32 protein-coding genes and 1 tRNA gene are annotated in these 26,694 nt (G+C 69.1%); 9 read left to right on the plus strand and 24 right to left on the minus strand.

Features of this window, described 5'->3' with window-relative positions; genetic code table 11:
* Positions 1–844, plus strand: an 844-nt coding sequence (locus tag VF522_RS14260; RefSeq protein ID WP_330908946.1) for a threonine/serine dehydratase, incomplete at its 5' end; no start/stop codon positions are given.
* On the opposite strand, the gene VF522_RS14265 is transcribed toward VF522_RS14260, so the two are convergent.
* A complete protein-coding gene (locus VF522_RS14265) occupies positions 845–1,261 on the minus strand; it encodes a VOC family protein (RefSeq protein ID WP_330908947.1) in 417 nt (138 codons plus the stop codon).
* 52 nt (positions 1,262–1,313) lie between these two features.
* Between VF522_RS14265 and serS the strand changes: the two genes are divergently transcribed.
* Complete coding sequence (serS, locus tag VF522_RS14270; RefSeq protein ID WP_330908948.1) at positions 1,314–2,630, plus strand: serine--tRNA ligase; 1,317 nt, start codon at positions 1,314–1,316, stop codon at positions 2,628–2,630.
* A gap of 81 nt (positions 2,631–2,711) precedes the next feature.
* Positions 2,712–2,802: transfer RNA gene (locus VF522_RS14275), tRNA-Ser, on the plus strand.
* Between the two features lie 16 nt (positions 2,803–2,818).
* On the opposite strand, the gene VF522_RS14280 is transcribed toward VF522_RS14275, so the two are convergent.
* From VF522_RS14280 to VF522_RS14320, 9 genes are all read right to left on the minus strand, one after another.
* A complete protein-coding gene (locus tag VF522_RS14280) occupies positions 2,819–2,977 on the minus strand; it encodes a hypothetical protein (RefSeq protein WP_330908949.1) in 159 nt (52 codons plus the stop codon).
* Positions 2,978–3,316: 339 nt separating this feature from the next.
* A complete protein-coding gene (locus VF522_RS14285; RefSeq protein WP_330908950.1) occupies positions 3,317–3,781 on the minus strand; it encodes a hypothetical protein in 465 nt (154 codons plus the stop codon).
* 203 nt (positions 3,782–3,984) lie between these two features.
* A complete protein-coding gene (locus VF522_RS14290) occupies positions 3,985–5,346 on the minus strand; it encodes a hypothetical protein (RefSeq protein WP_330908951.1) in 1,362 nt (453 codons plus the stop codon).
* A gap of 103 nt (positions 5,347–5,449) precedes the next feature.
* Entirely contained in the window at positions 5,450–5,743 is a 294-nt protein-coding gene (locus VF522_RS14295) for a hypothetical protein (RefSeq protein WP_330908952.1), read from the minus strand.
* 28 nt (positions 5,744–5,771) lie between these two features.
* Entirely contained in the window at positions 5,772–6,236 is a 465-nt protein-coding gene (locus tag VF522_RS14300; protein ID WP_330908953.1) for a BON domain-containing protein, read from the minus strand.
* Entirely contained in the window at positions 6,233–6,580 is a 348-nt protein-coding gene (locus VF522_RS14305; RefSeq protein ID WP_330908954.1) for a hypothetical protein, read from the minus strand. Before VF522_RS14305 ends, VF522_RS14300 begins: the two co-directional genes overlap by 4 nt.
* Positions 6,581–6,592: 12 nt before the next feature.
* On the minus strand, positions 6,593–7,318 hold the full coding sequence (locus VF522_RS14310; protein WP_330908955.1) for a Ku protein: 726 nt from the start codon (positions 7,316–7,318) through the stop codon (positions 6,593–6,595).
* A 103-nt stretch (positions 7,319–7,421) separates the two neighbouring features.
* A complete protein-coding gene (locus tag VF522_RS14315) occupies positions 7,422–7,688 on the minus strand; it encodes a hypothetical protein (RefSeq protein ID WP_330908956.1) in 267 nt (88 codons plus the stop codon).
* A gap of 169 nt (positions 7,689–7,857) precedes the next feature.
* On the minus strand, positions 7,858–8,094 hold the full coding sequence (locus tag VF522_RS14320; RefSeq protein ID WP_330908957.1) for a KGG domain-containing protein: 237 nt from the start codon (positions 8,092–8,094) through the stop codon (positions 7,858–7,860).
* A 207-nt stretch (positions 8,095–8,301) separates the two neighbouring features.
* Between VF522_RS14320 and VF522_RS14325 the strand changes: the two genes are divergently transcribed.
* The gene (locus tag VF522_RS14325; protein ID WP_330908958.1) at positions 8,302–9,717 is read left to right on the plus strand and encodes a HAMP domain-containing sensor histidine kinase; all 1,416 of its coding nucleotides are present in this window, start codon (positions 8,302–8,304) and stop codon (positions 9,715–9,717) included.
* Between the two features lie 60 nt (positions 9,718–9,777).
* On the opposite strand, the gene VF522_RS14330 is transcribed toward VF522_RS14325, so the two are convergent.
* From VF522_RS14330 to pcp, 7 genes are all read right to left on the minus strand, one after another.
* Positions 9,778–10,371 (minus strand): response regulator transcription factor, encoded by a 594-nt coding sequence (locus tag VF522_RS14330; RefSeq protein ID WP_330908960.1) that lies wholly within the window; start codon positions 10,369–10,371, stop codon positions 9,778–9,780.
* A gap of 78 nt (positions 10,372–10,449) precedes the next feature.
* The gene (locus VF522_RS14335) at positions 10,450–11,745 is read right to left on the minus strand and encodes a tryptophan--tRNA ligase (RefSeq protein ID WP_330908961.1); all 1,296 of its coding nucleotides are present in this window, start codon (positions 11,743–11,745) and stop codon (positions 10,450–10,452) included.
* A gap of 1 nt (position 11,746) precedes the next feature.
* Positions 11,747–12,415: a site-2 protease family protein gene (locus VF522_RS14340; RefSeq protein ID WP_330908962.1), complete on the minus strand. Its 669-nt coding sequence runs from the start codon at positions 12,413–12,415 to the stop codon at positions 11,747–11,749.
* Positions 12,416–12,450: 35 nt separating this feature from the next.
* Positions 12,451–13,086 (minus strand): L-threonylcarbamoyladenylate synthase, encoded by a 636-nt coding sequence (locus VF522_RS14345; protein ID WP_330908963.1) that lies wholly within the window; start codon positions 13,084–13,086, stop codon positions 12,451–12,453.
* 3 nt (positions 13,087–13,089) lie between these two features.
* On the minus strand, positions 13,090–13,995 hold the full coding sequence (locus tag VF522_RS14350; RefSeq protein ID WP_330908964.1) for a DMT family transporter: 906 nt from the start codon (positions 13,993–13,995) through the stop codon (positions 13,090–13,092).
* Positions 13,992–14,843 carry a 3',5'-nucleoside bisphosphate phosphatase gene (locus VF522_RS14355; protein ID WP_330908965.1) on the minus strand — a complete coding sequence of 284 codons (852 nt, stop codon included), beginning with the start codon at positions 14,841–14,843 and terminating at the stop codon, positions 13,992–13,994. The genes VF522_RS14350 and VF522_RS14355 overlap by 4 nt, the downstream gene beginning before the upstream one ends.
* A 44-nt stretch (positions 14,844–14,887) precedes the next feature.
* On the minus strand, positions 14,888–15,556 hold the full coding sequence (pcp, locus tag VF522_RS14360) for a pyroglutamyl-peptidase I (RefSeq protein ID WP_330908966.1): 669 nt from the start codon (positions 15,554–15,556) through the stop codon (positions 14,888–14,890).
* 27 nt (positions 15,557–15,583) lie between these two features.
* Between pcp and ypfJ the strand changes: the two genes are divergently transcribed.
* Positions 15,584–16,459, plus strand: coding sequence for a KPN_02809 family neutral zinc metallopeptidase (ypfJ, locus tag VF522_RS14365; protein WP_330908967.1), 876 nt, complete (start codon positions 15,584–15,586; stop codon positions 16,457–16,459).
* Between the two features lie 67 nt (positions 16,460–16,526).
* On the plus strand, positions 16,527–17,942 hold the full coding sequence (locus VF522_RS14370; RefSeq protein ID WP_330908968.1) for a DEAD/DEAH box helicase: 1,416 nt from the start codon (positions 16,527–16,529) through the stop codon (positions 17,940–17,942).
* Between the two features lie 106 nt (positions 17,943–18,048).
* Here the strand turns inward: VF522_RS14370 and VF522_RS14375 are convergent, their stop codons facing one another.
* On the minus strand, positions 18,049–18,879 hold the full coding sequence (locus VF522_RS14375; RefSeq protein WP_330908969.1) for a symmetrical bis(5'-nucleosyl)-tetraphosphatase: 831 nt from the start codon (positions 18,877–18,879) through the stop codon (positions 18,049–18,051).
* Between the two features lie 8 nt (positions 18,880–18,887).
* Complete coding sequence (locus tag VF522_RS14380) at positions 18,888–19,835, minus strand: DUF2971 domain-containing protein (RefSeq protein WP_330908970.1); 948 nt, start codon at positions 19,833–19,835, stop codon at positions 18,888–18,890.
* 44 nt (positions 19,836–19,879) lie between these two features.
* Between VF522_RS14380 and VF522_RS14385 the strand changes: the two genes are divergently transcribed.
* The gene (locus VF522_RS14385; protein WP_330908971.1) at positions 19,880–21,187 is read left to right on the plus strand and encodes a hemolysin family protein; all 1,308 of its coding nucleotides are present in this window, start codon (positions 19,880–19,882) and stop codon (positions 21,185–21,187) included.
* On the opposite strand, the gene VF522_RS14390 is transcribed toward VF522_RS14385, so the two are convergent.
* The 5 genes from VF522_RS14390 to hppD form a co-directional block, all read right to left on the minus strand.
* Positions 21,184–21,528, minus strand: a complete 345-nt coding sequence (locus VF522_RS14390) for a hypothetical protein (RefSeq protein WP_330908972.1) — start codon at positions 21,526–21,528, stop codon at positions 21,184–21,186. The two genes, VF522_RS14385 and VF522_RS14390, sit on opposite strands and share 4 nt — an antisense overlap.
* A 79-nt stretch (positions 21,529–21,607) precedes the next feature.
* A complete protein-coding gene (gene crcB, locus VF522_RS14395; protein ID WP_330908973.1) occupies positions 21,608–21,985 on the minus strand; it encodes a fluoride efflux transporter CrcB in 378 nt (125 codons plus the stop codon).
* Positions 21,986–22,669 carry a response regulator transcription factor gene (locus VF522_RS14400; RefSeq protein WP_330908974.1) on the minus strand — a complete coding sequence of 228 codons (684 nt, stop codon included), beginning with the start codon at positions 22,667–22,669 and terminating at the stop codon, positions 21,986–21,988. It lies immediately after the preceding gene.
* 84 nt (positions 22,670–22,753) lie between these two features.
* The gene (locus tag VF522_RS14405) at positions 22,754–23,062 is read right to left on the minus strand and encodes a hypothetical protein (protein WP_330908975.1); all 309 of its coding nucleotides are present in this window, start codon (positions 23,060–23,062) and stop codon (positions 22,754–22,756) included.
* Between the two features lie 233 nt (positions 23,063–23,295).
* Positions 23,296–24,378, minus strand: a complete 1,083-nt coding sequence (gene hppD / locus VF522_RS14410) for a 4-hydroxyphenylpyruvate dioxygenase (RefSeq protein WP_330908976.1) — start codon at positions 24,376–24,378, stop codon at positions 23,296–23,298.
* Positions 24,379–24,598: 220 nt separating this feature from the next.
* Between hppD and VF522_RS14415 the strand changes: the two genes are divergently transcribed.
* Together VF522_RS14415 and VF522_RS14420 are read left to right on the plus strand one after the other, a co-directional pair.
* On the plus strand, positions 24,599–25,273 hold the full coding sequence (locus tag VF522_RS14415) for a response regulator transcription factor (protein WP_330908977.1): 675 nt from the start codon (positions 24,599–24,601) through the stop codon (positions 25,271–25,273).
* Entirely contained in the window at positions 25,260–26,657 is a 1,398-nt protein-coding gene (locus tag VF522_RS14420; RefSeq protein WP_330908978.1) for a sensor histidine kinase N-terminal domain-containing protein, read from the plus strand. Before VF522_RS14415 ends, VF522_RS14420 begins: the two co-directional genes overlap by 14 nt.
* Positions 26,658–26,694 lie beyond the last annotated feature (37 nt).

Here is a 26,694-nt window from a genome sequence, read left to right on the forward strand (position 1 = left end):
CTTCGGCATCGACTGCGCCGAACTGTGGCTCAAGCTGGAACACCTGCAGGTGGGCGGCAGCTTCAAGGCGCGCGGCATGTTCAACCGCCTGCTGGCGAACCCGATTCCGCCCGCCGGCGTGATCGTCGCCTCCGGCGGCAATGCCGGCATCGCCACGGCGGCTGCGGCGCGGGCGCTGGGCCTGCGCTGCGAAGTCTTCGTGCCCACCGTGAGCAGCGCCGCCAAGCAGGCCAGGCTGCGCGAACTCGGCGCCGAAGTGGTGGTCACCGGCGCGGTGTATGCGGAAGCCCTGGAAGCCTGCCTGGCGCGCCAGCGGCAAACCGGCGCGCTCCTCACGCATGCCTACGACCAGCCGGAAGTCGCCGCCGGCGCCGGCACGCTCGCGATGGAGATCGAGGAGCAGGGCGGCCGCACGCCGGACAGCGTGCTGGTGAGCGTCGGCGGCGGCGGTCTCGTCGCGGGCATCGCCGGCTGGTTCGAGGGGCGCAGCCGCGTGATCGCGCTGGAGCCAGAACTCGCGCCGACGCTGCACCGCGCCCGCGCGGCGCGCGAACCGGTGGACGTGAGCGTGAGCGGCATCGCAGCCGATTCGCTCGGGGCGCGCCGCATCGGCGCGATCGCCTGGGACGTGACGCAGCGCCACGTGCACGACGCCCTGCTGCTCCCGGACGACGCGATCCGCGCCGCGCAGCTCACGCTGTGGAAGGAATGCAAGCTGGCGGTGGAGCCCGCGGCGGCCCTGCCGCTCGCGGCGCTGCAGACGCGCGCCTACGTGCCGCGGACCGGCGAGACGGTCACGCTGGTGGTCTGCGGCGCCAACCTCGATCCGGCGACGCTCGCCTGATCACTCGGTGCTGACCATCCACGGCACGCCGAACTTGTCCTCCAGCATGCCGAAGTGCCCACCCCAGAAGGGCGGGGCGAAGGGCATGGTCACCTGGCCGCCGGCGGCGAGCGCGTCGAACACCTTGCGGGCGCGGTCCACGCCATCCTTGATGTAGACCGACACGCCGAAGCCCGCGAAGCCGCCGTGCGGCATGCCGGGGAAGGTGTCGCTGGCCATGATCTGCGCGCCGTCGGCGTCGACCGTGCCGTGCAGGACCTTCTGTTTCCAGTTCGCCGGCAGGTCCTTGTTGTCCATGGGCGAGCCTTCGTACCGCATCAGGGTGCCGACCTTGCCGCCCAGGGCCTGGGCATAGAAGTTGAGCGCCTCCTCGGCGTTGCCATTGAAGTTCAGGTAGCAATCGAGCTGCATGGCCATCGCTGGTTCTCCTGTGAACCGTGCATCCTAGGCCGCCGAATAAAATCGGGGAATGCTCGACGCCAACCTGTTACGAAAAGACCTGCCCTCCGTGATCGCACGGCTGGAGGCGCGCAAATCCCCGCAGACCTTCCTGGACGTCGAGGCCTTCCAGCGGCTGGAGGCCAAACGCAAGACGATCCAGACGCGCACCGAAGAGCTGCAGGCGCGCCGCAACCAGCTGTCCAGGCAGATCGGCCAGCTGAAAGCCAAGGGCGAGTCGGCCGATGCGGTGATGGCCGAGGTGGCGCAGGCGAAGGCGGAACTGGACCAGTCCGCCGCCCGCCTGGAGCAGATCCAGCCCGAGATGCAGGCGCTGCTGCTGGCGGTGCCGAACCTGCCGCACGAGAGCGTGCCCAAGGGCGCCGACGAGTCCGGCAACGTCGAAGTGCGCCAGTGGGGCACGCCGCGCAGGTTCGACTTCGCGGTGAAGGACCACGTCGACATCGGCGAGCCGCTGGGCCTGGACTTCGCCACCGGCGTGAAGCTCAGTGGCGCGCGCTTCACGGTGATGAAGTCGCAGATCGCGCGGCTGCATCGCGCGCTCGCGCAGTTCATGCTGGACGTGCAGACGCGCGAGCACGGCTACACCGAGTGCTACACGCCCTATGTCGTCAACGAAGCCACGCTGCGCGGCACGGGCCAGCTGCCGAAGTTCGAAGGGGACCTGTTCGCGGTGAGCAAGGGCGGCCAGGACGGCCTCGCTTCCGAGGAGCAGCAGGCGCTGTACCTGATCCCGACGAGCGAGGTGACGCTGACCAACTTCGTGCGCGACGAGATCGTGGCCGAGGCGCAGCTGCCGATCAAGTTGACGGCGCACACGCCCTGTTTCCGCTCGGAAGCGGGCAGCGCGGGGCGCGACACGCGCGGCATGATCCGCCAGCACCAGTTCGACAAGGTGGAGATGGTGCAGGTCGTGCATCCCGAGAAGAGCTACGAGGCGCTGGAGGAGATGGCGCGCCACGCGGAAGCGATCCTGCAGAAGCTGGGACTGCCTTACCGCGTGATGCTGCTGTGCTCGGGCGACATGGGCTTCGGCGCCGCCAAGACCTACGACCTCGAGGTGTGGCTGCCGGCGCAGGACACGTATCGCGAGATCAGCTCGGTGTCGAACTGCGAGGCCTTCCAGGCGCGCCGCCTGCAGGCGCGCTTCAAGAACGCGCAGGGCAAGAACGAACTGGTGCACACGCTCAACGGCTCCGGCCTGGCGGTGGGCCGCACGCTGGTCGCGATCCTCGAGAACTACCAGAACGCGGACGGCAGCGTGACGGTGCCGGAGGCGCTGCGGACGTACATGGGTGGCGTCGACACCTTGTCACCCCGGGCTTGACCCGGGATCCATGGATTGTGGCTCGAGGCCGCAATGACAATCGACTACAATGCTTGGCTTCGCACCACGCGAACCGAATCAGGAGCGGTGGCAGAGTGGTCGAATGCGCCGGACTCGAAATCCGGTGTACGGTTATGCCGTACCGTGGGTTCGAATCCCACCTGCTCCGCCAATCAAGAAACCCGCCATCAGGCGGGTTTTGCTCTTGGGTCGTCCTCCGCAGGAGGGGGCTCGGGGTTGTCGGGGGCGCTGTCCTCGAACTCCTTCGCTTCGGCCACGGGCCGGATGAACAGAAGGGATTCGCACGCCACGCAACGGTACAGCCTGCGTGACTCGATCAGCTTCATCCACCCGCTCCGGCGTTCACGCTGGTAGTAGACGGGCTCGCATCTGCAGGCCGTGAATCTCACATCGCACCCCCCTCGCTCTGGAGTGCGATTATTCGGAGTAACACGTTGCCACACAAGACACGTGCTGGCGGAGGCGACCGGCGGAAGGCGGGTGGGACGAAAGCGGGGGACGCGGTTTCGTGCCTCCTACACATAGGTACAAAGTTGCAACTTTGCAGTGCCGAACCAGGCTGCGCCGGGCCGGAGGGGACAAAAAAAGGAGCCCCGCTTTTCAGCGGGGCTCTCCCACCGGGCCCCGCTTGCATCAGGGCCCTTCCCCAAACGACTCCCCAGTCGCTATTCCCCGGAGCTGCGTCCCACCACGACCGGCGTGGAACTGCGCACCTGCTTGACCTTCACCTTCGGCACGACCGCCACCGGATCGAACGCCGGCTGCGGGCGCCCGGCCGTGGCGCTGTTTCGCACCAGCGTCGCCCAGTACTCGACGTCCTCCCGGTCCGCCTCCCAGTGGGCACCCCACAGGGTCGGCCCGTAGCCGTGCATGAACAGCGCGATGCGCGCGGCGTCCACGTCGCCCCGGTTGGCCAGCCGGATGAACTTGCCGAAGGCCAGCGAACGCTTGCCCTGCTTGAACTGCTCGACAGCCTCCGCGAACTCACGCTCCGTGGCCTTGGCGGCCGGATTCGCGTGGGCGGGCGGGCTGACGATCGAGACGGTCACAGCAGCCATCAGCGCGGCCAGGGCGATGCGCAGCCGGTGAAGGCTGAAGGCGCTGGCCAGGGACCGGACTTGTTGCTGCATGGCGGCTCTCCGTCACATGTGTTGCAAGAAGTATCAGGTGCGATCAGTGAGTTCCGTAAGGCCGCCGGGAGTGCGCCAGGTGCCGCTCATCCTCCCCACCGGGGGGTGTCGTGAGAAATGTTGCAGTTTGTATCGAACGCTCCGGGCGCCCGTCGCCAGGAAAAAGCCCCGCCGGAGCGGGGCTTGGCAGGGCACGGAAAGCCTCAGCCCTGGCGCTGGATCAGCGTCAGCCGTTCTTCCGCCGTCTGGCTGCCGCTGTTGGACGTGACGCGCACGTCGTAGCGGGTGCCCGGGATGACGCTGCCGCGCGGGTTGGCCGTCACGCCGAAGCGGCCCTCGCGGTCCGCCTGCACCGTCTGGTCCAGCACCGGCTGGGAAACGCCCAGCAGGCCGGCAACGTTGGCGACGGAATCGACCTGCACGCGGACCGTCGCATACGGCGCCGTGCGGCCGCGGATCGCCAGGTTGCCGTTGGCGTCCACCACCATGTTGTTGCTGTGGCTGGTCACTTCCAGCGGCAGGGGGCCGGTGCCGACGTTGCGCTCGCCCGTCACGTCGAAGGTCCAGGCCTTGGTGGAACTGTTGCCGGCGCGATCGCGGACGGTCAGTTCGGCGGTGTAGCGGCCCGGGTCGAGGTCGTCGCGGAACACGACGCGGTCCTCGTTCACGCGCGCATCGGCGGTGACGTCGCGCCCGTTGAGGCGCAGGCGCACGGACTGCGGATCGATGCCGGTGCCCTCGTCGGACAGGCGCGCGGAGATGCGGGTGTTGTTCCGCTCGGTGACGCGGTCGCCGTTGCCGGGCGTCATCTCGGAGATCTGCGGGGCGCGCTCGTCGCGCGCCGGGCCGCCGAACTCGCGATCGCCGCCGCGCACGTCCACGCGCTGGGTGGCCCGCAGGTCGCCGTGCTTCAGCGTCGCGATCGCACCGTCGAAGGCGCCGAGGTTGTCGCGCCGGCGGATCGTGTAGTTGCCTTCGTAGACGCCGGGGCGAACTTCGGTCAGGTCGATGCCGCGGATCACGCCGGGGATGTCCATCCAGGCGTCGCCGCCCGGCTTGCCGACGAGGCGGAAGCGCAGTTCGCGTCCCGCCTCCAGTCGGCCCATCGGACGCATGACGAAGCGCTCGATGGTGTCCTGCGGCGCCGCCGGGGCCCCGCCCATCGCGAGCGCCTGGAAGGACGCCGGGTAGTTGAACTGGCGCGAATACGAGCGCTCGCCGAACTGCACCCGCGCGGTCATCAGCTGCGTCGGGTCGATGCGGTCGCTGCGGCGCACGATGTACGAGCCGGTGTAGTTGCCGCGGGTCTGCTGGCGCAGCGGCACGGAGATGCGGCTGTTGCCCAGCGTCACGCTGGCGCGCCGCGCATTGGGCGTGGCCGAGAGCTGGAAGCGCAGGGTCGCGCCCGGCGACAGGCCCTCGTCCGAGTTCAGCGTCATGTTGGCGATCTGCGGCGTGGCCACCACTGCGCGCTGCTGCGCGGCGGCCGGTTCGGCCACGAGGGTCGCCGCCAGCGGGCCCAGCAGCATCACGGCCGCCACGGTGGAACGTAGTCTGGTTTTCATGGAGATACCTCCGCTAGTTGAGTCGATGGCACTCAACATACGGCGGCCAGCTCGGCCGGTTTGTAGGAGCCGGTCAGCAGGCGAAGCCGGATCAGGTGGCTGATCAGGAACCCGGGGGGTCGTTGCGGCCGCGCGGGGGCGGCACGGTGCGATCCAGCGGCGGCATCTCGCTCGGCGAGCCGCCCTGGAAGCTGGTCAGCCGCGTGTCCTCGCCGGCGTCGCCGAAGAATTGCTCCGCGGCTTCGCCACGCGCCACCTGCACGCGGTACCAGGCGAAGCCGGCCGCGGCCACGGCCAGCAGCACCACGCCGCCCCAGGAATGCAGGTACAGCGACAGGCCCAGGACCAGGAGCGCCGCGACGGCGGCGGCGAGGAGCATGCGCTTGCGACGGGTCATGAAGGGCGGCTTGGGAATGCCGCCGATGCTAACGGCTCGGCGCCGCGGTGGAAACTGCTTCGTTGCGGCTCGCCATCTCCTGCGGCAGGTCGTGCGCGCTCATGGCGTTCACCAGCTTCTGCACGCCCGGCATCTGCTGCACCTGTGCCAGCAGCCCCTCGCGCTCCTTGGCGAGCACGCTGCCGCTCAGGCGCACCACGCCGTTGTCCACGCTCACCTGGATGGCGCGCGGGTGGCTCACCATCCGCCCGAGCCGCTCCTGGATGCGGTCCCGCAGTTCGGCGTCGCTCTGCGGATCCGCCGAGGGAATGTGCAGGTAGGCGCGCCGGCCGGAGCGGCCGCGGCCCTGCAGGCCGCGCTCGCCCCCGGGCAGGCCGCTGCGCACCAGCTGGGCCAGCAGCCTGCGCCGCTGCGGGCCCAGCTCGGGGTCCAGGTAGTACATCGCCAGCGCGCCGGCGGCGACGGCGCCGAGGGTGCCCAAAGGCCTGTTCATGGCGTCCTCCGATTCGGTGTCCGTGGGTTCATGCTGAGGTGCAAGGCGAAGTGGTGCTGCCGCCAGAGTGCGATGAAGCGCCGCTTGTCGTGCGAATTCAGCCAGTGGATGGTGCAGGCTTCATCCATGGCGGCGGCCGCCTCCGGGCTTTCGCCGTCGAAGGCCGCGGCCAGCCGCTGGGCGCGCAGCCAGTCCGAGTAGCGCTGCAGGGCCTGTGCCAGGTGCTGGGCCTGCAAGCCGCGGTCGTCGTGGTGCTGCGTGTAGTGCGCGAGCCGCCAGCTCAGGATGCCGACCGCCACCAGCGCGGCGAGCAGCCAGGCGGCCAGGTAAGGGGTCGAGCCCATGTCGCCGGCGCCTCAGGCCGCGCGCTTCGCGCGCGTGGTCCTGGCCGCGGCCTTCTTTGCGACCGCCTTGCGCGCCGGCGGCGCGCTGCGCGATCCGCCCTGCAGGCTGCGGCGCAGCAGTTCGGTGAGATCGATCACCTCGGCGCCCCGGGCCTCCGGCGCTTCCTCCAGCGGTTCCACCGCTTCCGTGTCGCCGGCCTTCGCCTTTTTCTCCACCAGCGCCATGATCGCGTCGTGGAAGCTGTCGCGGAACTCCGCGGCGCTCCAATGGCCGCTCCTGTCCCCGATCAACTGCTTCGCCATCTTCATCTCGGCTTCCTTGATGCCGGCCTTCCTGCCCTCCGGCGGCAGCGGCAGGTCTTCCCAGGAGCGGATCTCGCCGCCCCAGCGCAGCAGGTTCAGCACCAGGGCCGGGCCGACGAAGGTCTCGATCTCGATGGTCTGCGTGGTGCGCGGATACGCCTCGGCGATCTCCTTTTGCGTGAGCACGACGTCATTGCCCTTGCCGTGCTCCACGCCCTTGACCACGTCTTCCTTGTCGATCTCCCGCCCGGTGCGCTTGTTGATGCGCTTGTAGCCCACCGGGTCCATGGTGCGCCGGTCGAGCCAGTCGAAGTCGACGTCGGTCTCCTCGGTCGCCGAATACAGGCCGACCGGGATGTGGACCAGGCCGAACGTGATGGCGCCTTTCCACAGCGATCGCGTGGAGGTCCTGGCCATGCCCTTGGTGTCTGCCATTGCGTGCAAATGTTTCCCGCAGTGTGCGGACGAGCATGGGCCGGCTCTGTCGGACGCGCCCCGCGCGTCCTGTAGGCAGGCGCCTATCCCAAAGAGGGGTAGCTCAGAGGAAGAGGCGCATCAGGGCGCCGGCGGGCCGTGGACCCTCGGGCGCGGCCTGCTCGGCGCGCAGTTGCCAGCGCCGTGCCAGGCGGCCGAAGCTGGCGCGGCAGCCCGCATCGAAGCAATCCTGGCGCGAGAGGGTGTCGAGGTTGCGGCCGATGCGCCGGGCCAGCAGGTAGCGGTGGGCGGGCGCCAGGGTCTGCATGTAGGCCGTCATGAGCGACAGCGTCGCGATCCAGAGGGCGCGATTGGCCTGCGCAAGCTGCAACGCCGGCGAAGCATGTGCTTGCGCCGGCGCGTGTTGCAGGGGGCAGGGCTCCGTCGCAGGCGGGGGAGCCAAGGTGGATGGCATGAGACCATCCTAGGCGGCCGGCTGGCCGGGGCCTGTCAGCTCCTTGGCTCAGGAGCGGACCGGCCCGTCCTACGCACGACGGGAGTCAGGCGCGGGGGGCTTCGCTGACGCCGGAGGCGGTCGCGCGGGCGTGGCGCTTCTTGCCGGCGGCGCGGGCTTCTTCGCTGGTGAATTCGTGGGCATGGCCGCTCTGGTGGGCCGCGCGGCCACCCAGGCTGGCGATCTCGCGCTGGCGCTGCGGATCCATTGCGGCAAAACCGCGCAGGGACTTCTTCGGAGCGGGCTTGACGTTGTCGGTGTCGTGGGCGGTTTGGGAATCCATGGGGTCCTCGTCTCTAGGTTGGTCTGCGAACAAACGTGTCCAGGTTGGGTGCGCTGGCGGCTCTTCACATCAGTCAACGCAACGGCAGAGTCTGTTGGGTTTCCATGCCGGGTCTTGTAGGACGACACCCATACCTTTGTCGGTCGTGTCCTTCCGCGATGCGGGCTCGCGCGGAAGCCGCGCGCATCGCGCCACTACACTCGCCGCATGAAAACGGAGAGCCTGCCCCCGCCGACGCCGTCGGCGGAGGGGCACTGGGTCGAGGGAGAGCTCGTTCGCAGCCTGATGCGCACCCAGCGCAATACGCAATGGGTGGGACTGGCGCTGGTGGCGATCATCGTGGGCGTGCTGTGGGACGACACGTCGCCGCTGCTGATTTCGGTGTGGCTGCTCCTGATGCTCGCGATGACGGCCTGGCGGCTCGGGATCTTGCGGCTGTACGAGCGCGAGGTGATGCAGGAGGGCACCGACGAACACCTCGCCTTCTTCCGCCGGCACCGGCTGGTGTGGCCGCTCTCGGCCCTCGCGTGGGGGCTGGCGACGATGCTGTATTTCGACCGGACCTCGCTGGCCGACCAGTTCGTCTGCTGGCTGGCCGTCGCCGGCCTGGCGATGTTCTCGATCAACACGCTTTCCAGCCAGCGTCCCGTCATGCGCGGCTACCTCGACACGTTCGCGGCCACCGCGCTGGCCGTGATCGGCTGGCGCATGGCGGGCGAACTCGGGCTGCAGGGCCCCACCTACCACTGGTGGCTGGTGGCGCTGCTCCTGATCCTGTGGCAGGTGCTGCGGCACGCCGGCGACCGGCTGCACGACACCCACCGGCGCAACTTCGAGCTGCAGTTCCGCAACACCCAGCTGATCGACTCGCTGACGCGGCAGACGCAGGCGGCGCTGGACGCCGTGGAGATCAAGAACCGCTTCCTGGCCAGCGCGGCGCACGACATCCGCCAGCCGGTGCACGCGCTGGGCCTCTACGCCGACTGGCTGGGAAGCGAGCCGGAGCTGGTGCACGAACTGGCGCCGAAGATCGTGGAATCGACCAAGGCGGTGAACCGGCTGTTCGACTCGCTGTTCGACCTGGCGCGGCTGGACTCCGGAAAGATCCGCCTGAACATCGAGCCGGTCAGCGTGGTCAAGCTGCTGCGCGAGCTGGAACTGCAATACCGGCCCCTGTGCGAGGCCAAGGGACTGAAGTTCCGGCTGCACCTGCGCCCCGGCACGGCCGTGAGCGACCCGATCCTGCTGCAGCGGATCGTCGGCAACCTGATCTCCAACGCCGTCAAGTACACCCAGAAGGGCGGCATCCTGGTTGCCGCGCGCGCCACCCGCGAGGGCCTGCGCATCGAGATCTGGGACACCGGCGTGGGCATCGCTCCGGTGCACCAGCGCGAGATCTTCCGCGAGTTCTACAAGGTGCCGGGCCACGCCGGCACCGAGGAAGGCTTCGGGCTGGGGCTCTACATCGTGGGCCGGCTCACCCACATCCTGGGGCATCCCCTGGAGCTGCGCTCACGCGTGGGGCGCGGCACGGTGTTCCGGCTGATGCTGCATCCGACCGACCCGCGCGCCGCGGCGGACCGGGCGGTGGCTTCGGTGGCCCGGATGGGCCGCGAACCGTAGCTCGGGTGAACGTAGGCTGGGGTGCAACGTAGGCTGGGGTGCAACCCCAGCAACCAACCCTCAGGAAGCCAGCAACCCGTGCATCCGGGCGTAATGGATCGTCTGCGTCCGGCTCTTCACTCCCAGCCGGCGGAACAGGCGCCACAGGTGCACCTTCACGGTGTGCTCGCTGATCCCGAGTTCGTCGGCGATCTCGCGGTTGGACAGGCCGCGATCGAGCATCACGATCAGCTGCTTCTGCCGCTTGGACAGCTTGCTGTCCGTGGGCGCGAGCTCCTCGAACTGGCCGTCGGCGGACAGCAGCGCGCGCAGGGCATTGCCGATCTCCAGGCCGCCCGAGGACTTCTCGATGTAGATGTCGGCGCCGGCTTCGATGCACTGCTCCTCGGCATCGGACGCGGGCGACGCGGACAGCACCGCCAGCGGGGTCTCCGGGAAGCGCTTCTTCAGTTCGTGGACGCCGGAGTTGCCGGTGGTGTCCGGCAGCTTCAGGTCCAGGGTGATGAGGTCGGGGGCGCCGTGCTGCTTCACGGCCGATTCGATGCCGCCGAGGCGGTCCAGTTCGACGACGTTGGCGCCGGGGCGCATCCGGCGCAGCAGCATCACGACCGCCTCGCGCATCAGCGGATGGTCGTCGATGACATACAAGGTCATGGGTTTTGACAAAGGTTTTCGAGCCGAAATGTCCGGCAAGGATACATGGTCTTCCATGAGGAAGTCCGTACTAACTCCTTAGTTCCCGTTGTCGGCGAGGGCCTTGAGGGCCGCCGCCACCTGTTCCGCCGAAACGCCGTCCGCCAGCAGCGTCAGGCCGGTCGCCGACAGCGCCTGCGTCTGCCTGAGGCTGGCGATCGCCTGTCCCGCTTCCTTGGGCGAGGCGAAACCGGCGCTTTGCAGCAGCAGTTTGCCCTGGGCGTCGACGAACTTGAAGTAGAACAGGCCGTCGCCCTCGCGGTACTGCTTGAAGCCCGGAACCGCGGCCTTGGCCTTGTCCTTCTTGCCGCCACCGGCGGCGGTGGCCAGGTTGCGCAGGCCCACCGCCTCGCGCATCTCGCGCACCAGCGGCGCCGCGCGCTCGCGGGCCTTGGCCGCCCCGGCCTGCAGGATGCGTTCCAGTTCGTCGGGATGGGCCACGAGGTGATCGTAGCGCGCGCGCATGGGCGCGATCTCGCGGTCGATGCGATCGAACAGCATCTGCTTGGCCTCGGACCAGGCGATGCCTTCCGCGTAGGCCTGGCGCAGCTGCGCGGTCTCTTCCGCCGAGGCGAAGGCCTGGTAGATCTGGAACAGCGCGGAGCCTTCCACTTCCTTGGGCTCGCCGGGCGCGCGCGAGTCGGTCACGATGGAGAAGATCGACTTCCGCACCTGCTCGCGCGGCGCGAACAGGCCGATCACGTTGTCGTAGCTCTTGCTCATCTTCCGGCCGTCGAGGCCGGGCAGCAGCGCCACCGATTCGTCCACTTCCGCCTCGGGCAGCACCAGGTGCTCGCCGTACAGGTGATTGAAGCTCTGCGCCATGTCGCGCGCCATCTCGATGTGCTGGATCTGGTCGCGGCCCACGGGGATCCGGTGCGCCTTGAACATCAGGATGTCGGCGGCCATCAGCACCGGGTACATGAACAGGCCCATGGTGACGTCCGCGTCCACGTCGGCGCCGGCCGCCGTGTTCTTGTCCACCTGCGCCTTGTACGCGTGCGCGCGATTGAGCACGCCCTTGCCGGTCACGCAGGTGAGCAGCCAGGTCAGTTCGGTCACCTCGGGGATGTCGGACTGGCGGTAGAAGAACACCTGCGCCGGATCGAGGCCCGCGGCCAGCCAGCACGCCGCGATCTCCAGCGTCGAGCGCTGGATGCGCGCCGGCTCGTCGCACTTGATCAGGGCGTGGTAGTCGGCGAGGAAGTAGAAGTTCTCCGTGCCGGCCCGGCGGCTCGCCTGCACGGCCGGCCGGATCGCGCCGACGTAGTTGCCCAGGTGCGGCGTGCCGGTGGTGGTGATGCCGGTGAGGTACCGGACGACGGGTGCGCTCATGTCAGGAGAAGAGGAATTGCAGGGGCGTCATCAGCACGCCGAGGATCCAGTAGCCGAAGGCGATCAGCGGCCGCAGCCAGTAGTTGCTGACGATCCCGAACAGCACCAGGGCCATCACGATGTAGAAGCCCCAGGGCTCGATGCGCGAGAGCGCATAGGCCTGGCGCGCGGGCAGCAGGCCCACCAGCACCCGGCCGCCATCGAGCGGCGGCAGCGGGAACAGGTTGAAGGCCCACATGACCAGGTTCACCAGGACGCCGGCGCGGGCCATCTCGAGGAAGAAGCGTTCGTCGACGCCGAAGCCCTTGAACAGCGCGAACAGGATCGCCCACAGGATGGCCTGGAGGAAGTTCGAGGCCGGCCCGGCGAGCGCCACCCAGATCATGTCGCGCTTGGGCCTGCGCAGCTGGCCGAAGTTCACCGGCACCGGCTTGGCGTAGCCGAAGAGGAAGGCGCCCGAAGTGGCGAAGTACAGCATCAGCGGCATCAGGATGGTGCCGATCGGGTCGATGTGCTTCACCGGGTTGAGCGTGACCCGCCCCATCATGTAGGCGGTGTTGTCCCCGAGGTAGCGCGCCACGTAGCCGTGGGCCGCCTCGTGCACGGTGATCGCGAAGAGCACCGGCAGCGCGTAAATCAGGACGGTCTGGATCAGGTTGTCGATATCCACCCGTCGATTGTGTCAGAGGCCCGTCCGGGCCACTTTCACAGGCCCAATCGCCCCAGGTCGCCGCGTCCCTGCCGCACCAGCACCGCCTCCCCGCCCGTCCCCATCGGGGTGAGGTCCACCACCGTCGTCGGCTGGTCGGGACAGGCGCCCGAGCCGATCACCGCATCGAGCAGTTTCTCGAAGCGCTGGCGGATGCGCTCGGGGTCGTTGAGCGGCTCGCCCTGCTGCGGATCGATCAGCGTGGTGGAGAGCAGCGGCTCGCCGTGCAACTCCAGCAGGTCCTGCAGCACCTTGTGGTCCGGCACCCGCAGGCCGATGGTCTTGCGCTGCGGGTGGCTCACGCGGCGCGGCACCTCGCGCGTCGCATCGAGGATGAAGGTGAAGGGGCCCGGCGTGGCGGACTTGAGCAGGCGGTACTGCTTGTTGTCCACCCGCGCGTAGTTCGAGAGCTCGCTCAGGTCGCGACAGAGCAGCGTGAGGTGGTGCTTCTCGTCGACCCGCCGGATCAGCCGCAGGCGGTCGACCGCCGCCTTGTCGTCGAGGTGGCAGGCGATCGCATAGCTGGAGTCGGTCGGCACCGCGATCACGCCCCCTCCCGCCAGGATGGCGACCGCCTGTTTCAGCAGCCGCGGCTGGGGGTTGTCGGGGTGGATCTCGAAATATTGCGCCATGCCTCAAGTGCCTGCTTCGCGCCGTTCCCGCACCGTGAGCCAGGCCCCGGCGGCGCCGCAGAACGCAATCATGCCGATGCCGGCGAGCGACAGGTGGTCGGGCACGTGCGAGAACACGAGCAGGCCGCCGAGCATCGCGAACGCGATCTGGCTGTAGAGATAGGGCGTGAGCGTCGCCGCCGGCGCGCGGTAGTAGGCCAGGATCAGCATGAAGTGGCCGACGGTGGCCGTCAGTCCCATGAAGACGAGGCCGGCCCACAGCCAGGGATCGGGCAGCGCCGTCCAGACGAAGGGCAGGGCCAGTGCCGACAGCAGCGTGCCCGTCCAGCCGGTGTAGAGGTGCATCGTCACCGGATCCTCGGTGCGCGCCAGCTTGCTGGTGAGCACCTGGAACCAGGAGTTGCTGGCCACCAGCGCGAGCGGCAGCAGGCTGCTCCAGCCGAAGGCGCTGCCGCCCGGCCGGATGATGGTCAGCGTGCCGATGAAGCCGCCGGCCACCAGCATCCAGCGCAGCAGCGACACCGGCTCCTTGAGCAGGGTCGCCGCCAGCACCGTGATCGCCAGCGGCGTGATCATCACGATCGCCGTGAATTCGCCGACCGGCAGGTAGCGCAGGCTCAGGAAGGCCAGCAGGCTGCTCGTGAGCAGCAGCAGGCCGCGCAGCAGGTGCCAGGCGAGCCGGCGCGTGCGCCACACGCGCCAGCCGCGCGTGGGCATCACGGCGACCGTCGTGGCCGCGGCCTGGAAGAAGTAGCGGAACCACAGCGCCATCAAAAGCGGCACGGAGGCGCTGACGTACTTGGTGGTGGTGTCGAGCGCGGCGAAGCAGGCACCGGCGCCGATCACCAGCGCGATGCCCGCGAGGGCATGGGGTTTGCGCAGCGCCAGGGCCGCGGCGCGTGCCGTCACAGGATGCGGTCGGCCAGCAGTTCCCACACCGGCGTCAGCTCGCCGGGCAGGGGCGGCAGCCGGCCCAGGTCGGTGTGGCTCTCGTCCGGGCTGTGGAAGTCGCTGCCGCGCGAGGCGGCGAGGTCGAATTCGCGCGCCGTGGCGGCGTACTTCGTGGCTTCGGCCGCCGTGTGGCTGCCGGTGACCACCTCCACTCCGCGGCCGCCATGCGCCTTGAACTCGGTGAACAGGGCGTATTCCTCGTTGGCGGTGAACCGGTAGCGGGCCGGATGCGCGATCACCGCCAGGCCGCCGGCATCCGTGATCCAGCGCACGGCGTCCTTCAGCGAGGCCCAGCGATGCGGCACGTAGCCGGGCTTGCCTTCGGTGAGGAAGCGGCGGAACACGTCGCCGGTGTCCTTGCAGACGCCGGACTCGACCAGGTGGCGGGCGAAGTGGGTGCGCGAGATGAGGTCGGGATTGCCGACGAACTTCAGCGCGCCTTCGTAGGCGTTCGGGATGCCCGCCTGCGCGAGGCCGGCGGCGATGTCCAGCGCGCGGTTGCCGCGGCCGCCGCGCGTCTGCTGCAGGCCGCGGTGCATCTGCGGATCTTCGGCGTCGAAGCCGAGGCCGACGATGTGCACCGTCTCGTGGGCGAAGGTCACCGAGATCTCGGTGCCGGTGAGGTATTGCATGCCGTGGGCGTGGGCGGCCTCGGCGGCCCGGCGCTGGCCGCCGATCTCGTCGTGGTCGGTCAGGGCCCAGAGCTCCACCCCGTTGGCTGCCGCGCGCGCCGCGAGCACTTCGGGCTCCAGCGTCCCGTCGGAGACGACGGAATGGCAATGCAGGTCGGCGTTGAGGGTGGCCACTGCCCGATTCTAGGCGGCGGGGCGTGTCCCCGCGCCGCGCCGAGTCAATTCAGCGCGCCCGCCTCCTTGCGGATGTCGTGGTGCGTCGACAGCGCGGTGATGATCGCGATCTCCAGCCCGCGCACGATCTCTTCCACCCGCATGCAGGGCATGCCCTGTTCGGGCAGGAAGGGCACGTGGACCAAGCCGCCGCGGGTGCCCTGCCACTCCGGCCGCGCCAGAAGGTGCATCAATCCGTAAAAAGTCTGGTTGCAGACGAACGTTCCGGCCGTCTGCGAAACCTCTGCGCGCACGCCGGCGTCGAGCAGCGCCTGCAGCATCGCCTTGATCGGCAGGCTGGTGAAGTACGCGGCCGGGCCGTCGGCGACGATGGAGACGTCGATCGGCTTGCTGCCGGCGTTGTCCGGAATGCGTGCATCGTTCACGTTGATCGCCACCCGCTCCAGCGACATCGCGCCGCGGCCCCCCGCCTGGCCGGTACAAATCACGAGGCGGGGCCGGTGCTCTTCCATGAGGGCGGCGAGCCGGGCCAGCGAGGTGCCGAAGATCGTCGGGATCTCGCCGCCGACGACCTGGTGCCCGGCAATGGTCCGGCCGTGTAGGGCATGGACGGCATCCCAACTGGGATTGACCGCGCTACCCCCGAAGGGATCGAAGCCGGTGACCAATACGGTCGGCGGCTTACGCGGAGGCGTGCTGGGACTCGCTAGCATGCAAAGACTCTACAGCAGGAGAACCGTATGCGCTGGGAAGGCAACCGCACTTCATCGAACGTCGAGGACCAACGCAGCAGCGGTGGCGGGGGAGGCTTCGGCCTCGGCGGCGGCACCATCGGCATCGGCACCATCGTCGTGGCCCTGATCGGCGGCGCCCTCCTGGGCATCAATCCGCTCGAGATCATCGGGATGATGTCGGGCGGCGGCGCACCGCAGGTGCAGCAGCAGGGCCCGGCGCCGGCGCCGCCGGCCACCGACAAGATGGGCCAGTTCGTCTCCACCGTGCTCGCCGACACCGAGGACGTGTGGAAGCAGCAGTTCCAGCAGGGCGGCGCGAAGTACGTGGAGCCCAAGCTGGTGCTGTATCGCGGCGCGATCCGCACCGGCTGCGGCGCCGGCCAGGCGCAGATGGGTCCCTTCTACTGCCCGCTGGACCAGAAGGTCTACATCGACCTGAGCTTCTACGAGACGATGAAGAGCCGCATGGGTGCGCCCGGCGACTTCGCGCAGGCCTACGTGATCGCGCACGAGGTCGGCCACCACGTGCAGAACCTCCTGGGCATCAGCGAGAAGGTGCAGGGCGCGCAGCAGGCCGCGCGCAGCCGCGGCGAGGCCAACGCGCTGAGCGTGCGCCTCGAGCTGCAGGCCGACTGCTTCGCCGGCGTCTGGGGCCACCACGCGCAGAACCAGCGCCAGATCCTGGAGCAGGGCGACATCGAGGAAGCGATGAACGCCGCCCAGAAGATCGGCGACGACGCGCTGCAGGCCAACGCCGGCCGCGCCGTGGTGCCGGAAAGCTTCACGCACGGCAGCAGCGAGCAGCGGCAACGCTGGTTCATGACGGGCCTGAAGACGGGCAGCGTCAAGTCCTGCGATACGTTCAATACCCGCAATCTCTGAGGCCGGGATGGCCCCCATTTGGGGCTCCCTGGCCCGGTTTTTGCGGTAATGCGACAATCGCCGGTTGATGTCCGAATCCGCCTTTTCCAAACTGAACCTCGCCGAGCCGCTGGCCCGGGCCGTGGCCGAGATGGGCTACGAGAGCATGACGCCCATCCAGGCGCAGGCCATCCCCGTCGTGCTGACCGGCAAGGACGTGATGGGCGCGGCGCAGACCGGCACCGGCAAGACGGCCGCCTTCTCGCTGCCGCTGCTGCAGCGCATGCTGAAGCACGAGAACGCCTCCACCTCGCCGGCGCGGCACCCGGTGCGCGCGCTGGTGCTGCTGCCGACGCGCGAGCTGGCCGACCAAGTGGCGCAGCAGGTCAAGCTCTATTCCAAGTACACGAACCTGCGCAGCGCGGTGGTGTTCGGCGGCATGGACATGAAGCCGCAGACCGCCGAACTGAAGCGCGGCGTCGAGGTGCTGGTGGCCACGCCGGGCCGCCTGCTCGATCACATCGAGGCCAAGAACGCCGTCCTGAACCAGGTCGAATACGTGGTGCTGGACGAGGCCGACCGCATGCTGGACATCGGCTTCCTGCCGGACCTGCAGCGCATCCTGTCGTACCTGCCCAAGCAGCGCATCACGTTGCTGTTCTCCGCGACCTTCTCGCCCGAGATCAAGCGGCTGGCCGCCAGCTACCTGCAGGACCCGGTGACCATCGAGGTGTCGCGGCCCAACACCACGGCTTCGACGGTCGAACAGCATTTCTTCAACGTGCCGGACGACGACAAGCGGCGTGCGGTCAAGCAGATCGTGCGGCAGCGCGGGATCAGCCAGGCCTTCGTGTTCGTCAACAGCAAGCTCGGATGCGCACGGCTCGCGCGCTCCCTGGAGCGTGAGGGCCTGAAGACCACCGCGCTGCACGGCGACAAGAGCCAGGACGAGCGCCTGAAGGCGCTCGACGCCTTCAAGAAGGGCGAGGTCGACCTGCTGGTCGCCACCGACGTCGCGGCCCGCGGCCTCGACATCAAGGACGTACCGGCGGTCTTCAACTTCGACGTGCCCTTCAACGCCGAGGACTACGTGCACCGCATCGGCCGCACCGGCCGTGCCGGCGCTTCCGGCCTCGCGGTGACGCTGGTGTCGCCCAGCGACGGCCGCCTGATGGCGGATCTCGAGAAGCTGCTCAAACGCAAGATCGAGATCGAGCCGATCGAGTTCGAGGACGACCGCCCGCGCGGCCGCATCAACGACGGCCGCCGCGCCTGGCGCGAGCAGGGCGAGGACGGCGAGGAGCGCCGCGAACGCCACGAGTCCCGCCGCGAATCGCGGGCGCCGCAGCAGCCCAGGGATCCCTTCTTCGACCAGCCCTACGAGTCGCCCCAGCGCGAGGAAGTCCCGTCGTGGGATGCCGGCGCCAAGCCCGCGGGCGGAAGGGTCTCGGCGAACATCAAGCCGAAGCGGAAGGTGGCGGCGCTGTTCAAGAGCACGCAATGACCGTCACCCCCGCGCAGGCGGGGGGCCGGAGCTTCAGGGATGCCCGCAGCTGCGGGCATTTTCTTTTGGAAGCCCTGGGTCCCCGCCTGCGCGGGGATGACGAAACTCACTCCCCCGGCGCTTGCGCCTGCTCGCACTGCTCCTGGACCAGTTCGTGGCGTCCGTCATCGGACAGCTTCAGCGCGCTCAGGCAGCCGCCCCACACGCACCCGGTATCCAGCGAGACGATGTCGGGCCGGCGCAGGTAACCCAGCGTCGACCAGTGCCCGAAGGCGATGCATACGTCCGCCGTGCGCCGGCCCGGCACGTCGAACCAGGGCAGCATGCCGGGCGGCGCCTTGCCGATCCCGCCCGAAGCTTTCATGTCCATCGCGCCGTCCGGCGTGCAGAAGCGCAGGCGCGTGAGCGCGTTGACGACCACGCGCAGGCGGTCCGCGCCGGTGAGCGCGTCGTCCCAGCGATCCGGCTGGTTGCCCCACATCCGCGCGAGGAAGGCCGGCAGGTCCGGCCCGCGCAGCACGGCCTCCAGCTCGCCCGCCAGCGACAGCACCTGCGGCAGGTCCCATTGGGGCAGCACGCCGCCATGCACCATCAGCAGGCCGTGCGCATGCAGGGCCATGGAGCGATGCCGCAGCCAGTCCAGCATCGCCTCGCGATCCGGCGCGCCGAGGATGTCGTCCATGGTGTCGTTGCGGTGCGGCGCGCGGTGGCCATGCGCCACCGCCAGCAGGCTCAGGTCGTGGTTGCCGAGGAGGCACTTCGCCGCGTCGCCGTACGCCATGAGCCGGTGCACCACCGCGGCCGACGCCGGACCGCGGTTGACGAGATCGCCCAGCACGTAGAGCGTGTCGCGGCTCGGGGAGAAAGCGAGCTGGCCGAGCAGCCGTTCGAGCGGGGCGTCGCAGCCCTGGATGTCGCCGAGGAGGTAGTTCGCCATGCGGAGCGTCAGCGCTGCGAGCGGTACGGCGTGCTCGATCGCGCCACGCGATCGGACCACGCGGGCTGGTACAGCTCCAGCATGCGCACCACCGAGCGCAGCGCCAGCGGCGTGGCGAGCACCGGGCCGAGGATGATCCGCTGCACCATGTCGTGCAGCTCGGGGCCCTTGCCCTGCGGGCCGAGCGCGTCGGTCGTGAAGCGCAGGCGCGGCTCGATGCCGCGGCCGCCGATCGCGTACGACAGCTGCTGCGTGAACATGCCGCCGGCGTCGCGCTCGCGCAGGTAGACGATGCGCCACTCGCGCTCCTCGTGGAAGCCGCGGTGCTTGGTGAACAGCGCGAACAGCTTGATGCGCTCGAACAGCGCCTGCGCGGCCGCCTGCATGCCCGACACCGGGCCGCCGGCACGCCGCAGCGCGTTGGCGAACTGCTGCAGCTTCTGCTCCATCCAGGCTTCGCTCGCCTCGTACGACAGGTACTGCACCTGCCGCACCAGCAGCGGCGTGCGGGCGGCCAGCAGCGGCGCCATGTCGAACACGATCGCCACGCCGTTGCCGTCGCCGCCGTAGCCGCGCCACATCGACAGCAGCCCGTCGTCGCCGATCTCGTCGTCGTGCTCCGAGCAGCTGAAGACGTAGACGTCGAAGGCCGACTCGCCGTCGAAGGCGCTGTACAGGGCGTCGAAGGCGTCCAGCAGCGCGTTGTAGTGGTCCGGCGGGCAGGCCTCGCGCAGGCCCGTGTGCGTGCGCACCGCATGCAACCCGAGGTTCATGCCGTAGCGCAACTCGTCCACGTCGTTCATGTACAGCGGGTTGGAAAACCAGATCTCGCCCGTCTGCGCGATGCGTTCGAGGGTGCCGATGGAGGTGTAATGGGCCAGCAGCGGCAGCTGGCCGGACGCGGGCTGGGCTTGCATGTCGGACCACAGCACGCGGTCCAGCGGTTCTTCGGGCACGATGCGTTGCAGTAAAGTCCGATGCTCCCATTCTGTCCTGATTCATGGATTTCCTGCTGATCGCGCTGCTCACGCTGCTCAACGGCCTCTTCGCCATGTCCGAGATGGCGCTGGCCTCCAGCCGCAAGGCGCGCCTTGGCGCGATGGCGGAAGCCGGCGACGGCGGCGCCCGGGCGGCGCTGAAGCTGATGGACCAGCCCACGCAGTTCCTGTCCACCGTGCAGGTGGGCATCACCTCCATCGGCATCATCAACGGCATCATCGGCGAGGCCGCCTTCAGCGGGGACGTCGCGCTGGCGCTGCATCGCTGGGGCGTGCCCGAGCGGCCCGCCGGCATCGCCGCCACCGCGATCGTGGTGGCCCTCATCACCTACGTCACCATCATCTTCGGCGAGCTGGTGCCCAAGCGCATCGGCCAGCTCTATCCGGAACAGGTCTCGCGCTGGGCGGCGCGTCCCATGCGCTGGCTGTCCAAGGCCGCCGGCCCCTTCGTCAAGCTGCTTTCCGGTTCCACCCAGGCGATCCTCAAGCTGCTCGCGATCGACACCACCACGCCGCGCGGCATGACGGAGGAAGAGATCGCGCACAGCCTGGAAGAGGGCGTCGATGCCGGCGTGATCGAGCAGCACGAGCACCAGATGGTGCGCAACGTGTTCCACCTCGACGACCGGGCGCTGACCTCGATGATGGTGCCGCGCTCGGACGTGCAGTGGTTCGACGCGGCCACCCCGGTGCGCGAGGCCCTGCGGCGGGCGGGCGAGAGCGACGCGCATTCCTGGTACGCGGTGTGCCGCGGCTCGCTGGACGACGTCGTGGGCCTGGTGAGCGTCTCGCGGCTGATCTCGCTCGGCCCGCAGCACGAGGGACCGGTGGAGCCGCATGCGGTGCCCGCGATCTTCGTGCCGGAGACGCTCAGCGGCATGGAATTGCTGGAGCAGTTCCGCATGCAGGCCGCGCGCCTGGTGTTCGTGGTCGACGAATACGGCGTGGTGCAGGGCCTGATCACGCCGCACGACGTGCTGGAAGCGATCACCGGCGAACTGCAGCCGGCGGGCGACCTGCAGGCCTGGGCCACGCAGCGCGACGACGGCTCGTGGCTGCTCGAAGGACTGATGCCCGTGTCCGAGCTGAAGGCGCGGCTGGAGATCCGCGAGCTGCCGGAGGAGGACAAGGGCCGCTACAACACCCTCGCGGGCCTGCTGATGGCCGTGTCGGGCCACCTGCCCGGTCCGGGCGAGCGCATCGACTGCGGCGAATGGGTGTTCGAGGTGGTGGACCTGGACGGCCGGCGCATCGACAAGGTGCTGGCGCAGGCGGTGCGGGAGCCGGCCGACGCCGGCACCTACGATTAGGCCGGACCGGCGAAGCGCCCGGGGTCGATCACTTCCAGCGCGCCTTCCGCCACCAGCTTCTGCAGCAGCGCGTCGAGCTGCTGCGGCGCCATCCGGCAGCGGGATTCCAGCCAGTCGCGGTTGACGGGCTGGCTGCTCATCACCGACAGCATGCGGTAGATCTCCGCGGTGCGCCCCGATTCCTCCAGCTGCGGCCATGCGCGCAGGCGGAAGATCAGGTTGCCACGCCGCAGCTTGTGGCCTGAAACGGATGGCGCGACCCCGCCGTCGGGGGCGTCCTGCGCATCGCGACGGCCCAGGGCCAGCAGCCTCCGCAGTGCATCCAAGGTCAAGGTCAGCATGCACGCAGTCTCCCTCCCCCAAGAGCTCGCGCTCTAGGAGAAAGACATCTCATCCATAGTACGTTTGCCTAACCTTTTGTTACGCCATGGCACGGACGGTCGCCAGCCCGAGCGCCGTGAGCACGAGCGAGCCGGCCAGGTGGCTGCCGGCCAGCATCAAGGCCCACAGCAGCCGGCCCTGGTCCAGGTGCAGCACCACTTCCGCCGAGAAGGTGGAGAAGGTGGTGAGTCCGCCCAGGAAGCCCGTCACGATGAAGAGGCGCACCTGCGGCGGCAGTTCCGGGTGGCGGTCGAGCCAGCCGATCGCGAGCCCGATCACGAAGCCGCCGATCAGGTTGGCCGCCAGCGTGCCGAGGGGCAGCGACGGGAGCAGGGCATTGAGCCTCAGCGCCAGGACCCAGCGCAGCAGCGCGCCGAGGGAAGCGCCGACGGAAATCGCGAGGACGGCCGCCAGCACCTAGGCGGCCTCCACCGGGCCGATGCGGTAGCCGGCGCCGCGCACCGTCTGGATCACCCGATCGCCGAGCTTGCGGCGCAGGTGGTGCACGTGCACCTCCACCGCGCTGCCGTCGCCCACGCGGTTGCCGGTGCGCGCCTGGATGTCCGCGCGGCTCAGCGTGCCCGGGCGGTCTTCCAGCAGGGCCAGCAGCACCGCGAACTCCTGCTCCGTCAGTTCGACGGTCGCGCCCTTCTTCTGCACGAAGCGGCTGTTCGGATCGAGCACGAGGTCGCCATGGGTGATCTGTCCCGCCGAGAGCGTCGTGCGACGGCGCAGCAGCGCGCGCATCACGGCGGCCACTTCCTCCAGGTGCACCGGCTTGATCACGTAGCCGTCGGCGCCGAGGTCCAGGGCGGTGAGGCGCGACTGCAGCTGCGAACGCGAGGAGACGACCAGCACCGGCGTCTTGGCATCCGGCAGTTCGCCCTGGGTGGCGCGGCGGATCTTCTGCAGCAGGTCCGTGCCTTCGCCATCGGGCAGGCTCAGGTCCAGCAGCACCATGTCGACGGGCTGCTCGCGCAGCAGCTTCCAGGCAGCGGCAAGCTCGTCGCAGGGGTGGGGCTCCCACTGCTGGCGGCGAACCACGCCCACCAGCATGGCGGACGTGGTCGGGTCATCCTCGAGGATCAGGACGCGGGTCATGGGCTTCCAGGGGCGATAGCCCGAGGATAGTGCATCACCCGCCGAGGACCACGCCCGGTTGCGCGGTCGGTGGCAGGAAGCTGCTTAAGCGGAAAGCTCGGGCTTCAGTTCGTGGGCGGGAATGATGCCCTGGTCGCCGTCCTCGTACACGAGGTACGCGGCGTTGCCCACCATGCGCCAGCAGGCCTGGAAGCGCTGGCCCTGGAACATCGCGGAGGCGGCGCGGTACTCGCCGGCGGTGCCGGTTTCGATGCGGCTCAGCACGAGGTCGCTCTTGCAGGCTTCCTCGGAGAGGCGGACCGAATCGTCGCCCTGGCGGGCGATCAGGTCCTGGGCGAAGGCTGGAGCCACGGCGAAAGTGGCGAGGGCAGCGCAGAAGACGACGGCTTTCATTCCAAACTCCTGAGGTGTGAGCGCATCTGCAGGCTACGGGACGAGGACTGGTCTGCGCTTCTGGGAGCGAATCGTGCGCCGCACACCCAAACGGGCCTGTAGGACCGCCGGAAGGCTGCGGGTGGGCCAAGCGCACCGCCGCCCCGTCGCCGAAGCGAAGGGGCGGCGGCGGCCGTGTCTTGCTTGCAGGCAGGACGGTATCGCCGGTGGCTGGACCGTCCGTGAAGAAAGGCTCAGGCTTCGTTGACGGCGAGCACGCCGCGTCGGACCTGGTCGCGTTCCAGCGATTCGAACAGGGCCTTGAAATTGCCCTCGCCGAAACCCTCGTCGCCCTGGCGCTGGATGAACTCGAAGAACACCGGGCCGAGCAGCGTCTCGCTGAAGATCTGCAGCAGCAACCTCTTGCGCCCGTCCGCGGTAGAGCCATCCAGCAGGATCCCGCGCGCCTGCAGTTCCGGCACGTTTTGGCCGTGGCCCGGCAGGCGCTCCGCCAGCATCTCGTAGTAGATGTCGTTGGGCGCCGTCATCAGCGGGATGCCCGCCATCTGCAGCTGGTCGACGGTGTCGAGGAGGTTGTCGGTGAGCAGCGCCACGTGCTGGATGCCTTCGCCGCTGAACTTCATCAGGAACTCCTCGATCTGGCCGGCGCCCTTGGACGATTCCTCGTTCAGCGGGATGCGGATCAGGCCGTCGGGCGCGGTCATCGCCTTGGAGGTGAGGCCCGTGTATTCGCCCTGGATGTCGAAGTAGCGGATCTCGCGGAAGTTGAACAGCTTCTCGTAGAAGGCCGCCCAGTGCGCCATGCGCCCGCGATACACGTTGTGCGTGAGGTGGTCCACCACCTTCAGGCCCACGCCCTTCGGCCGCCGCTCCACGCCCTCGAGGAATTCGAAGTCGATGTCGTAGATGGACTTGCCGTCCTCGAAGCGGTCGATGAGGTACAGCGCCGCGCCGCCGATGCCCTTGATGGCGGGCAGCCGCAGCTCCATCGGGCCGGTCGGGATCTCGATCGGCTGCGCGCCGAGCTCCAGCGCGCGGTAGTAGGCCTGGTGGGCGTCCTTCACGCGGAAGGCGAGGCCGCAGGCCGACGGGCCGTGCTCCGCGGCGAAGTAGGCCGCCTGGCTCTTCGGCTCGCGGTTGACGATGAAGTTGATGGCGCCCTGCCGGTACAGCAGCACGTCCTTGGAACGGTGGCGGGCGACGAGGGAAAAGCCCATCTTCTCGAACAGCGGCTCGAGCAGGTCGGGGACGGGGGATGCGAACTCGACGAACTCGAACCCCATCAGGCCCATGGGGTTCTCGAACAGATCGGCCATTGCGGACTCCTTTGACGATGACGAAACACGGTGCGCGGCGGGGCGCGCGGCGGTTTTGCGTCAGCGGGGAGGCGCACCGGGGATGCCGCGCACGCTGCGTGCGAGGTGGTCGCCGATGAAGAGGGCAAAGCCGGGCATGGAGCCCCGATTGTGCCGCGACCCGGCGGACGGCGCCAGACCGGCGCGGCACACGGCCGCGCTCGCGTTAGGATTGCCGCCGATGCGGATCCTGCTGGTTGAAGACGACAAGGTACTGGCCGACGCGCTTTCCCGCGCGCTGGTGCAGTCCGCCCACGCCGTGGACCACGTGTCCACCGGCGAGGAGGCGGACCATGCGCTCACGCTGGCGATCTACGACCTGGCCATCCTCGACATCGGCCTGCCGGGCCTGAGCGGCCTGGACGTGCTGCGGCGCCTGCGCGCGCGCCGCTCCACCATCCCGGTGCTGATGCTCACGGCCTTCGACAGCCTGGAGGACCAGGTGAAGGGCCTGGACCTCGGCGCCGACGACTACCTGGCCAAGCCCTTCGACCTGCCGGTGCTGGAAGCGCGCGTGCGCGCGCTGCTGCGCCGGGGCAGCAATTCCACGCCCTACCTGGAGCACGGCCTGCTGCGCTTCGACACCGTGGGCCGGCGCGTCTTCCACGACAAGAAGTCGCTGGACCTGTCGCCGCGCGAACTCGCGGTGCTGGAGCTGCTGCTGATGCGCGAGGGCCGCGTGGTCAGCAAGGAGCAGATGGTCAACCACCTCTATGGCTGGGGCGACGAGGTCGGTGCCAATGCCATCGAGGTGTACGTCTACCGCCTGCGCAAGAAGCTGGAGCCGCTCGGCTGCGAGATCCGCACGGTGCGCGGCATGGGCTATCTCATGGAACGCGCCGATGCGGAGGATTGAGCCGCGGCTGCAGCGCAAGCTGCTCGCGTGGCTGCTCGGGCCGCTGCTGCTGCTGCTGGCGCTGGACACCGCCACCGCCTACTTCGTGTCGCTGCGCTTCGCCAACCTGGCCTACGACCGCGCGCTGCACGAGATCGCGCGCGAGATCGTGCTGCACGCGAAGCCCGGCGAGGGGCGGCCGCGGATGGAGCTGTCGGACGCCGCGGCCAACGTGCTGCTCACCGACGCGCAGGACCGCCTGTACTACCGCGTCGACGCCACCGACGGCACCTTGCTGGGCGGCGATGCGGAACTGCCCGCGCCGGGCGTGCTGCGCGGGCGGATCGAGCCGCGCTTCCGGGACGTCGAGCTGCATGGCGAGGAAGTGCGCCTGGTGTCGGCGCGCATGCCGATCAAGACGACGCCCGGCGCGCCGGAAGTGCACGTGCAGGTGGCCGAAACGCTGCACAAGCGCACGCGCCTGGCCTGGGAGATGGTGGTTTCGACCGTGCTGCCGCAGCTGCTGCTGATCGTGATGGCGACGGCGGTCGTCTGGTTCGGCGTTTCGCGCGGCCTGCAGCCGCTGCAGCGGCTGCGCGATGCGCTCGCCAACCGTTCCCACCTGGACCTGAGCGCGATCGACACGCACGACGTGCCCGGCGAGGTGCGGCCGCTGGTGGACGAAGTCAACGAGCTGATGGGGCGCCTCGGCACCACCTTCGATTTCCAGAACCGCTTCGTGGCCGATGCGGCGCACCAGCTGAAGACGCCGGTGAGCGGCCTGAAGGCGCAGATCGAACTGGCGCTGCGCGAAACGGATCCAGAGCGCGTGAAGCATTCGCTGGCGCAGCTCTATATCAGCGCCGACCGCCTGTCGCGCCTGGTGCGGCAACTGCTCTCGCTGGCGCGCAACGAGCCGAACGCCCTGGACAAGGTGCAGTTGCAGCCGCTGGACCTGAACGCCTTCGCGCTGGAGGTCAGCATGGACTGGGTGCCGCATGCGATCAAGCGCAGCATCGACCTCGGCTTCGAGGGCACCGACGACGAGCCGCTGGTGATCGACGCGGACCGGGACCGGCTGCGCGAGTTGATCAACAACCTGATCGACAACGCGATCCGCTACAGCCAGCCGGGCGGCCGCGTCACGGTGCGCACCGGCCGCAGCGCCGACCAGCAGGTGCGGCTCGCGATCAGCGACGACGGCCCGAGCATCCCGGTGGCCGAACGCCAGCGCATCTTCGAGCGCTTCCACCGCCTCCTCGGCAACCAGGAAGACGGCAGCGGCCTCGGCCTCGCCATCGTCAGCGAGATCGCGACGCTGCACGGCGCGGAGATCACGCTGGAAGAGGACGTGGACGGGGTGGGAAACACGTTCAGCGTGTTCTTCCATTCGCGGGAGGATTGACCTCTCCCGTCATCCCCGCGAAGGCAGTCTCTTCGTC

This window comes from Ramlibacter sp., from assembly GCF_036383835.1.
In the GTDB taxonomy this organism is placed as follows: Bacteria; Pseudomonadota; Gammaproteobacteria; order Burkholderiales; family Burkholderiaceae_C; genus Ramlibacter.

Excerpts from the sequence above, each read along its gene's own strand:
- VF522_RS14375 (WP_330908969.1), bottom strand. The coding sequence starts at position 18,879 with ATGGCGAACTACCTCCTCGGCGACATCCAGGGCTGCGACGCCCCGCTC.
- VF522_RS14330 (WP_330908960.1), bottom strand. The coding sequence starts at position 10,371 with ATGACCTTGTATGTCATCGACGACCATCCGCTGATGCGCGAGGCGGTC.
- VF522_RS14420 (WP_330908978.1), top strand. The coding sequence starts at position 25,260 with ATGCGGAGGATTGAGCCGCGGCTGCAGCGCAAGCTGCTCGCGTGGCTG.
- VF522_RS14415 (WP_330908977.1), top strand. The coding sequence starts at position 24,599 with ATGCGGATCCTGCTGGTTGAAGACGACAAGGTACTGGCCGACGCGCTT.
- VF522_RS14285 (WP_330908950.1), bottom strand. The coding sequence starts at position 3,781 with ATGCAGCAACAAGTCCGGTCCCTGGCCAGCGCCTTCAGCCTTCACCGG.
- VF522_RS14290 (WP_330908951.1), bottom strand. The coding sequence starts at position 5,346 with ATGAAAACCAGACTACGTTCCACCGTGGCGGCCGTGATGCTGCTGGGC.
- VF522_RS14310 (WP_330908955.1), bottom strand. The coding sequence starts at position 7,318 with ATGGCAGACACCAAGGGCATGGCCAGGACCTCCACGCGATCGCTGTGG.
- VF522_RS14280 (WP_330908949.1), bottom strand. The coding sequence starts at position 2,977 with ATGAAGCTGATCGAGTCACGCAGGCTGTACCGTTGCGTGGCGTGCGAA.
- ypfJ (WP_330908967.1), top strand. The coding sequence starts at position 15,584 with ATGCGCTGGGAAGGCAACCGCACTTCATCGAACGTCGAGGACCAACGC.
- VF522_RS14390 (WP_330908972.1), bottom strand. The coding sequence starts at position 21,528 with ATGCTGACCTTGACCTTGGATGCACTGCGGAGGCTGCTGGCCCTGGGC.
- VF522_RS14335 (WP_330908961.1), bottom strand. The coding sequence starts at position 11,745 with ATGAGCGCACCCGTCGTCCGGTACCTCACCGGCATCACCACCACCGGC.
- VF522_RS14385 (WP_330908971.1), top strand. The coding sequence starts at position 19,880 with ATGGATTTCCTGCTGATCGCGCTGCTCACGCTGCTCAACGGCCTCTTC.
- VF522_RS14265 (WP_330908947.1), bottom strand. The coding sequence starts at position 1,261 with ATGGCCATGCAGCTCGATTGCTACCTGAACTTCAATGGCAACGCCGAG.
- VF522_RS14370 (WP_330908968.1), top strand. The coding sequence starts at position 16,527 with ATGTCCGAATCCGCCTTTTCCAAACTGAACCTCGCCGAGCCGCTGGCC.
- serS (WP_330908948.1), top strand. The coding sequence starts at position 1,314 with ATGCTCGACGCCAACCTGTTACGAAAAGACCTGCCCTCCGTGATCGCA.
- VF522_RS14320 (WP_330908957.1), bottom strand. The coding sequence starts at position 8,094 with ATGGATTCCCAAACCGCCCACGACACCGACAACGTCAAGCCCGCTCCG.
- VF522_RS14325 (WP_330908958.1), top strand. The coding sequence starts at position 8,302 with ATGAAAACGGAGAGCCTGCCCCCGCCGACGCCGTCGGCGGAGGGGCAC.
- VF522_RS14295 (WP_330908952.1), bottom strand. The coding sequence starts at position 5,743 with ATGACCCGTCGCAAGCGCATGCTCCTCGCCGCCGCCGTCGCGGCGCTC.
- VF522_RS14305 (WP_330908954.1), bottom strand. The coding sequence starts at position 6,580 with ATGGGCTCGACCCCTTACCTGGCCGCCTGGCTGCTCGCCGCGCTGGTG.
- VF522_RS14300 (WP_330908953.1), bottom strand. The coding sequence starts at position 6,236 with ATGAACAGGCCTTTGGGCACCCTCGGCGCCGTCGCCGCCGGCGCGCTG.
- pcp (WP_330908966.1), bottom strand. The coding sequence starts at position 15,556 with ATGCTAGCGAGTCCCAGCACGCCTCCGCGTAAGCCGCCGACCGTATTG.
- VF522_RS14400 (WP_330908974.1), bottom strand. The coding sequence starts at position 22,669 with ATGACCCGCGTCCTGATCCTCGAGGATGACCCGACCACGTCCGCCATG.
- VF522_RS14405 (WP_330908975.1), bottom strand. The coding sequence starts at position 23,062 with ATGAAAGCCGTCGTCTTCTGCGCTGCCCTCGCCACTTTCGCCGTGGCT.
- hppD (WP_330908976.1), bottom strand. The coding sequence starts at position 24,378 with ATGGCCGATCTGTTCGAGAACCCCATGGGCCTGATGGGGTTCGAGTTC.
- VF522_RS14345 (WP_330908963.1), bottom strand. The coding sequence starts at position 13,086 with ATGGCGCAATATTTCGAGATCCACCCCGACAACCCCCAGCCGCGGCTG.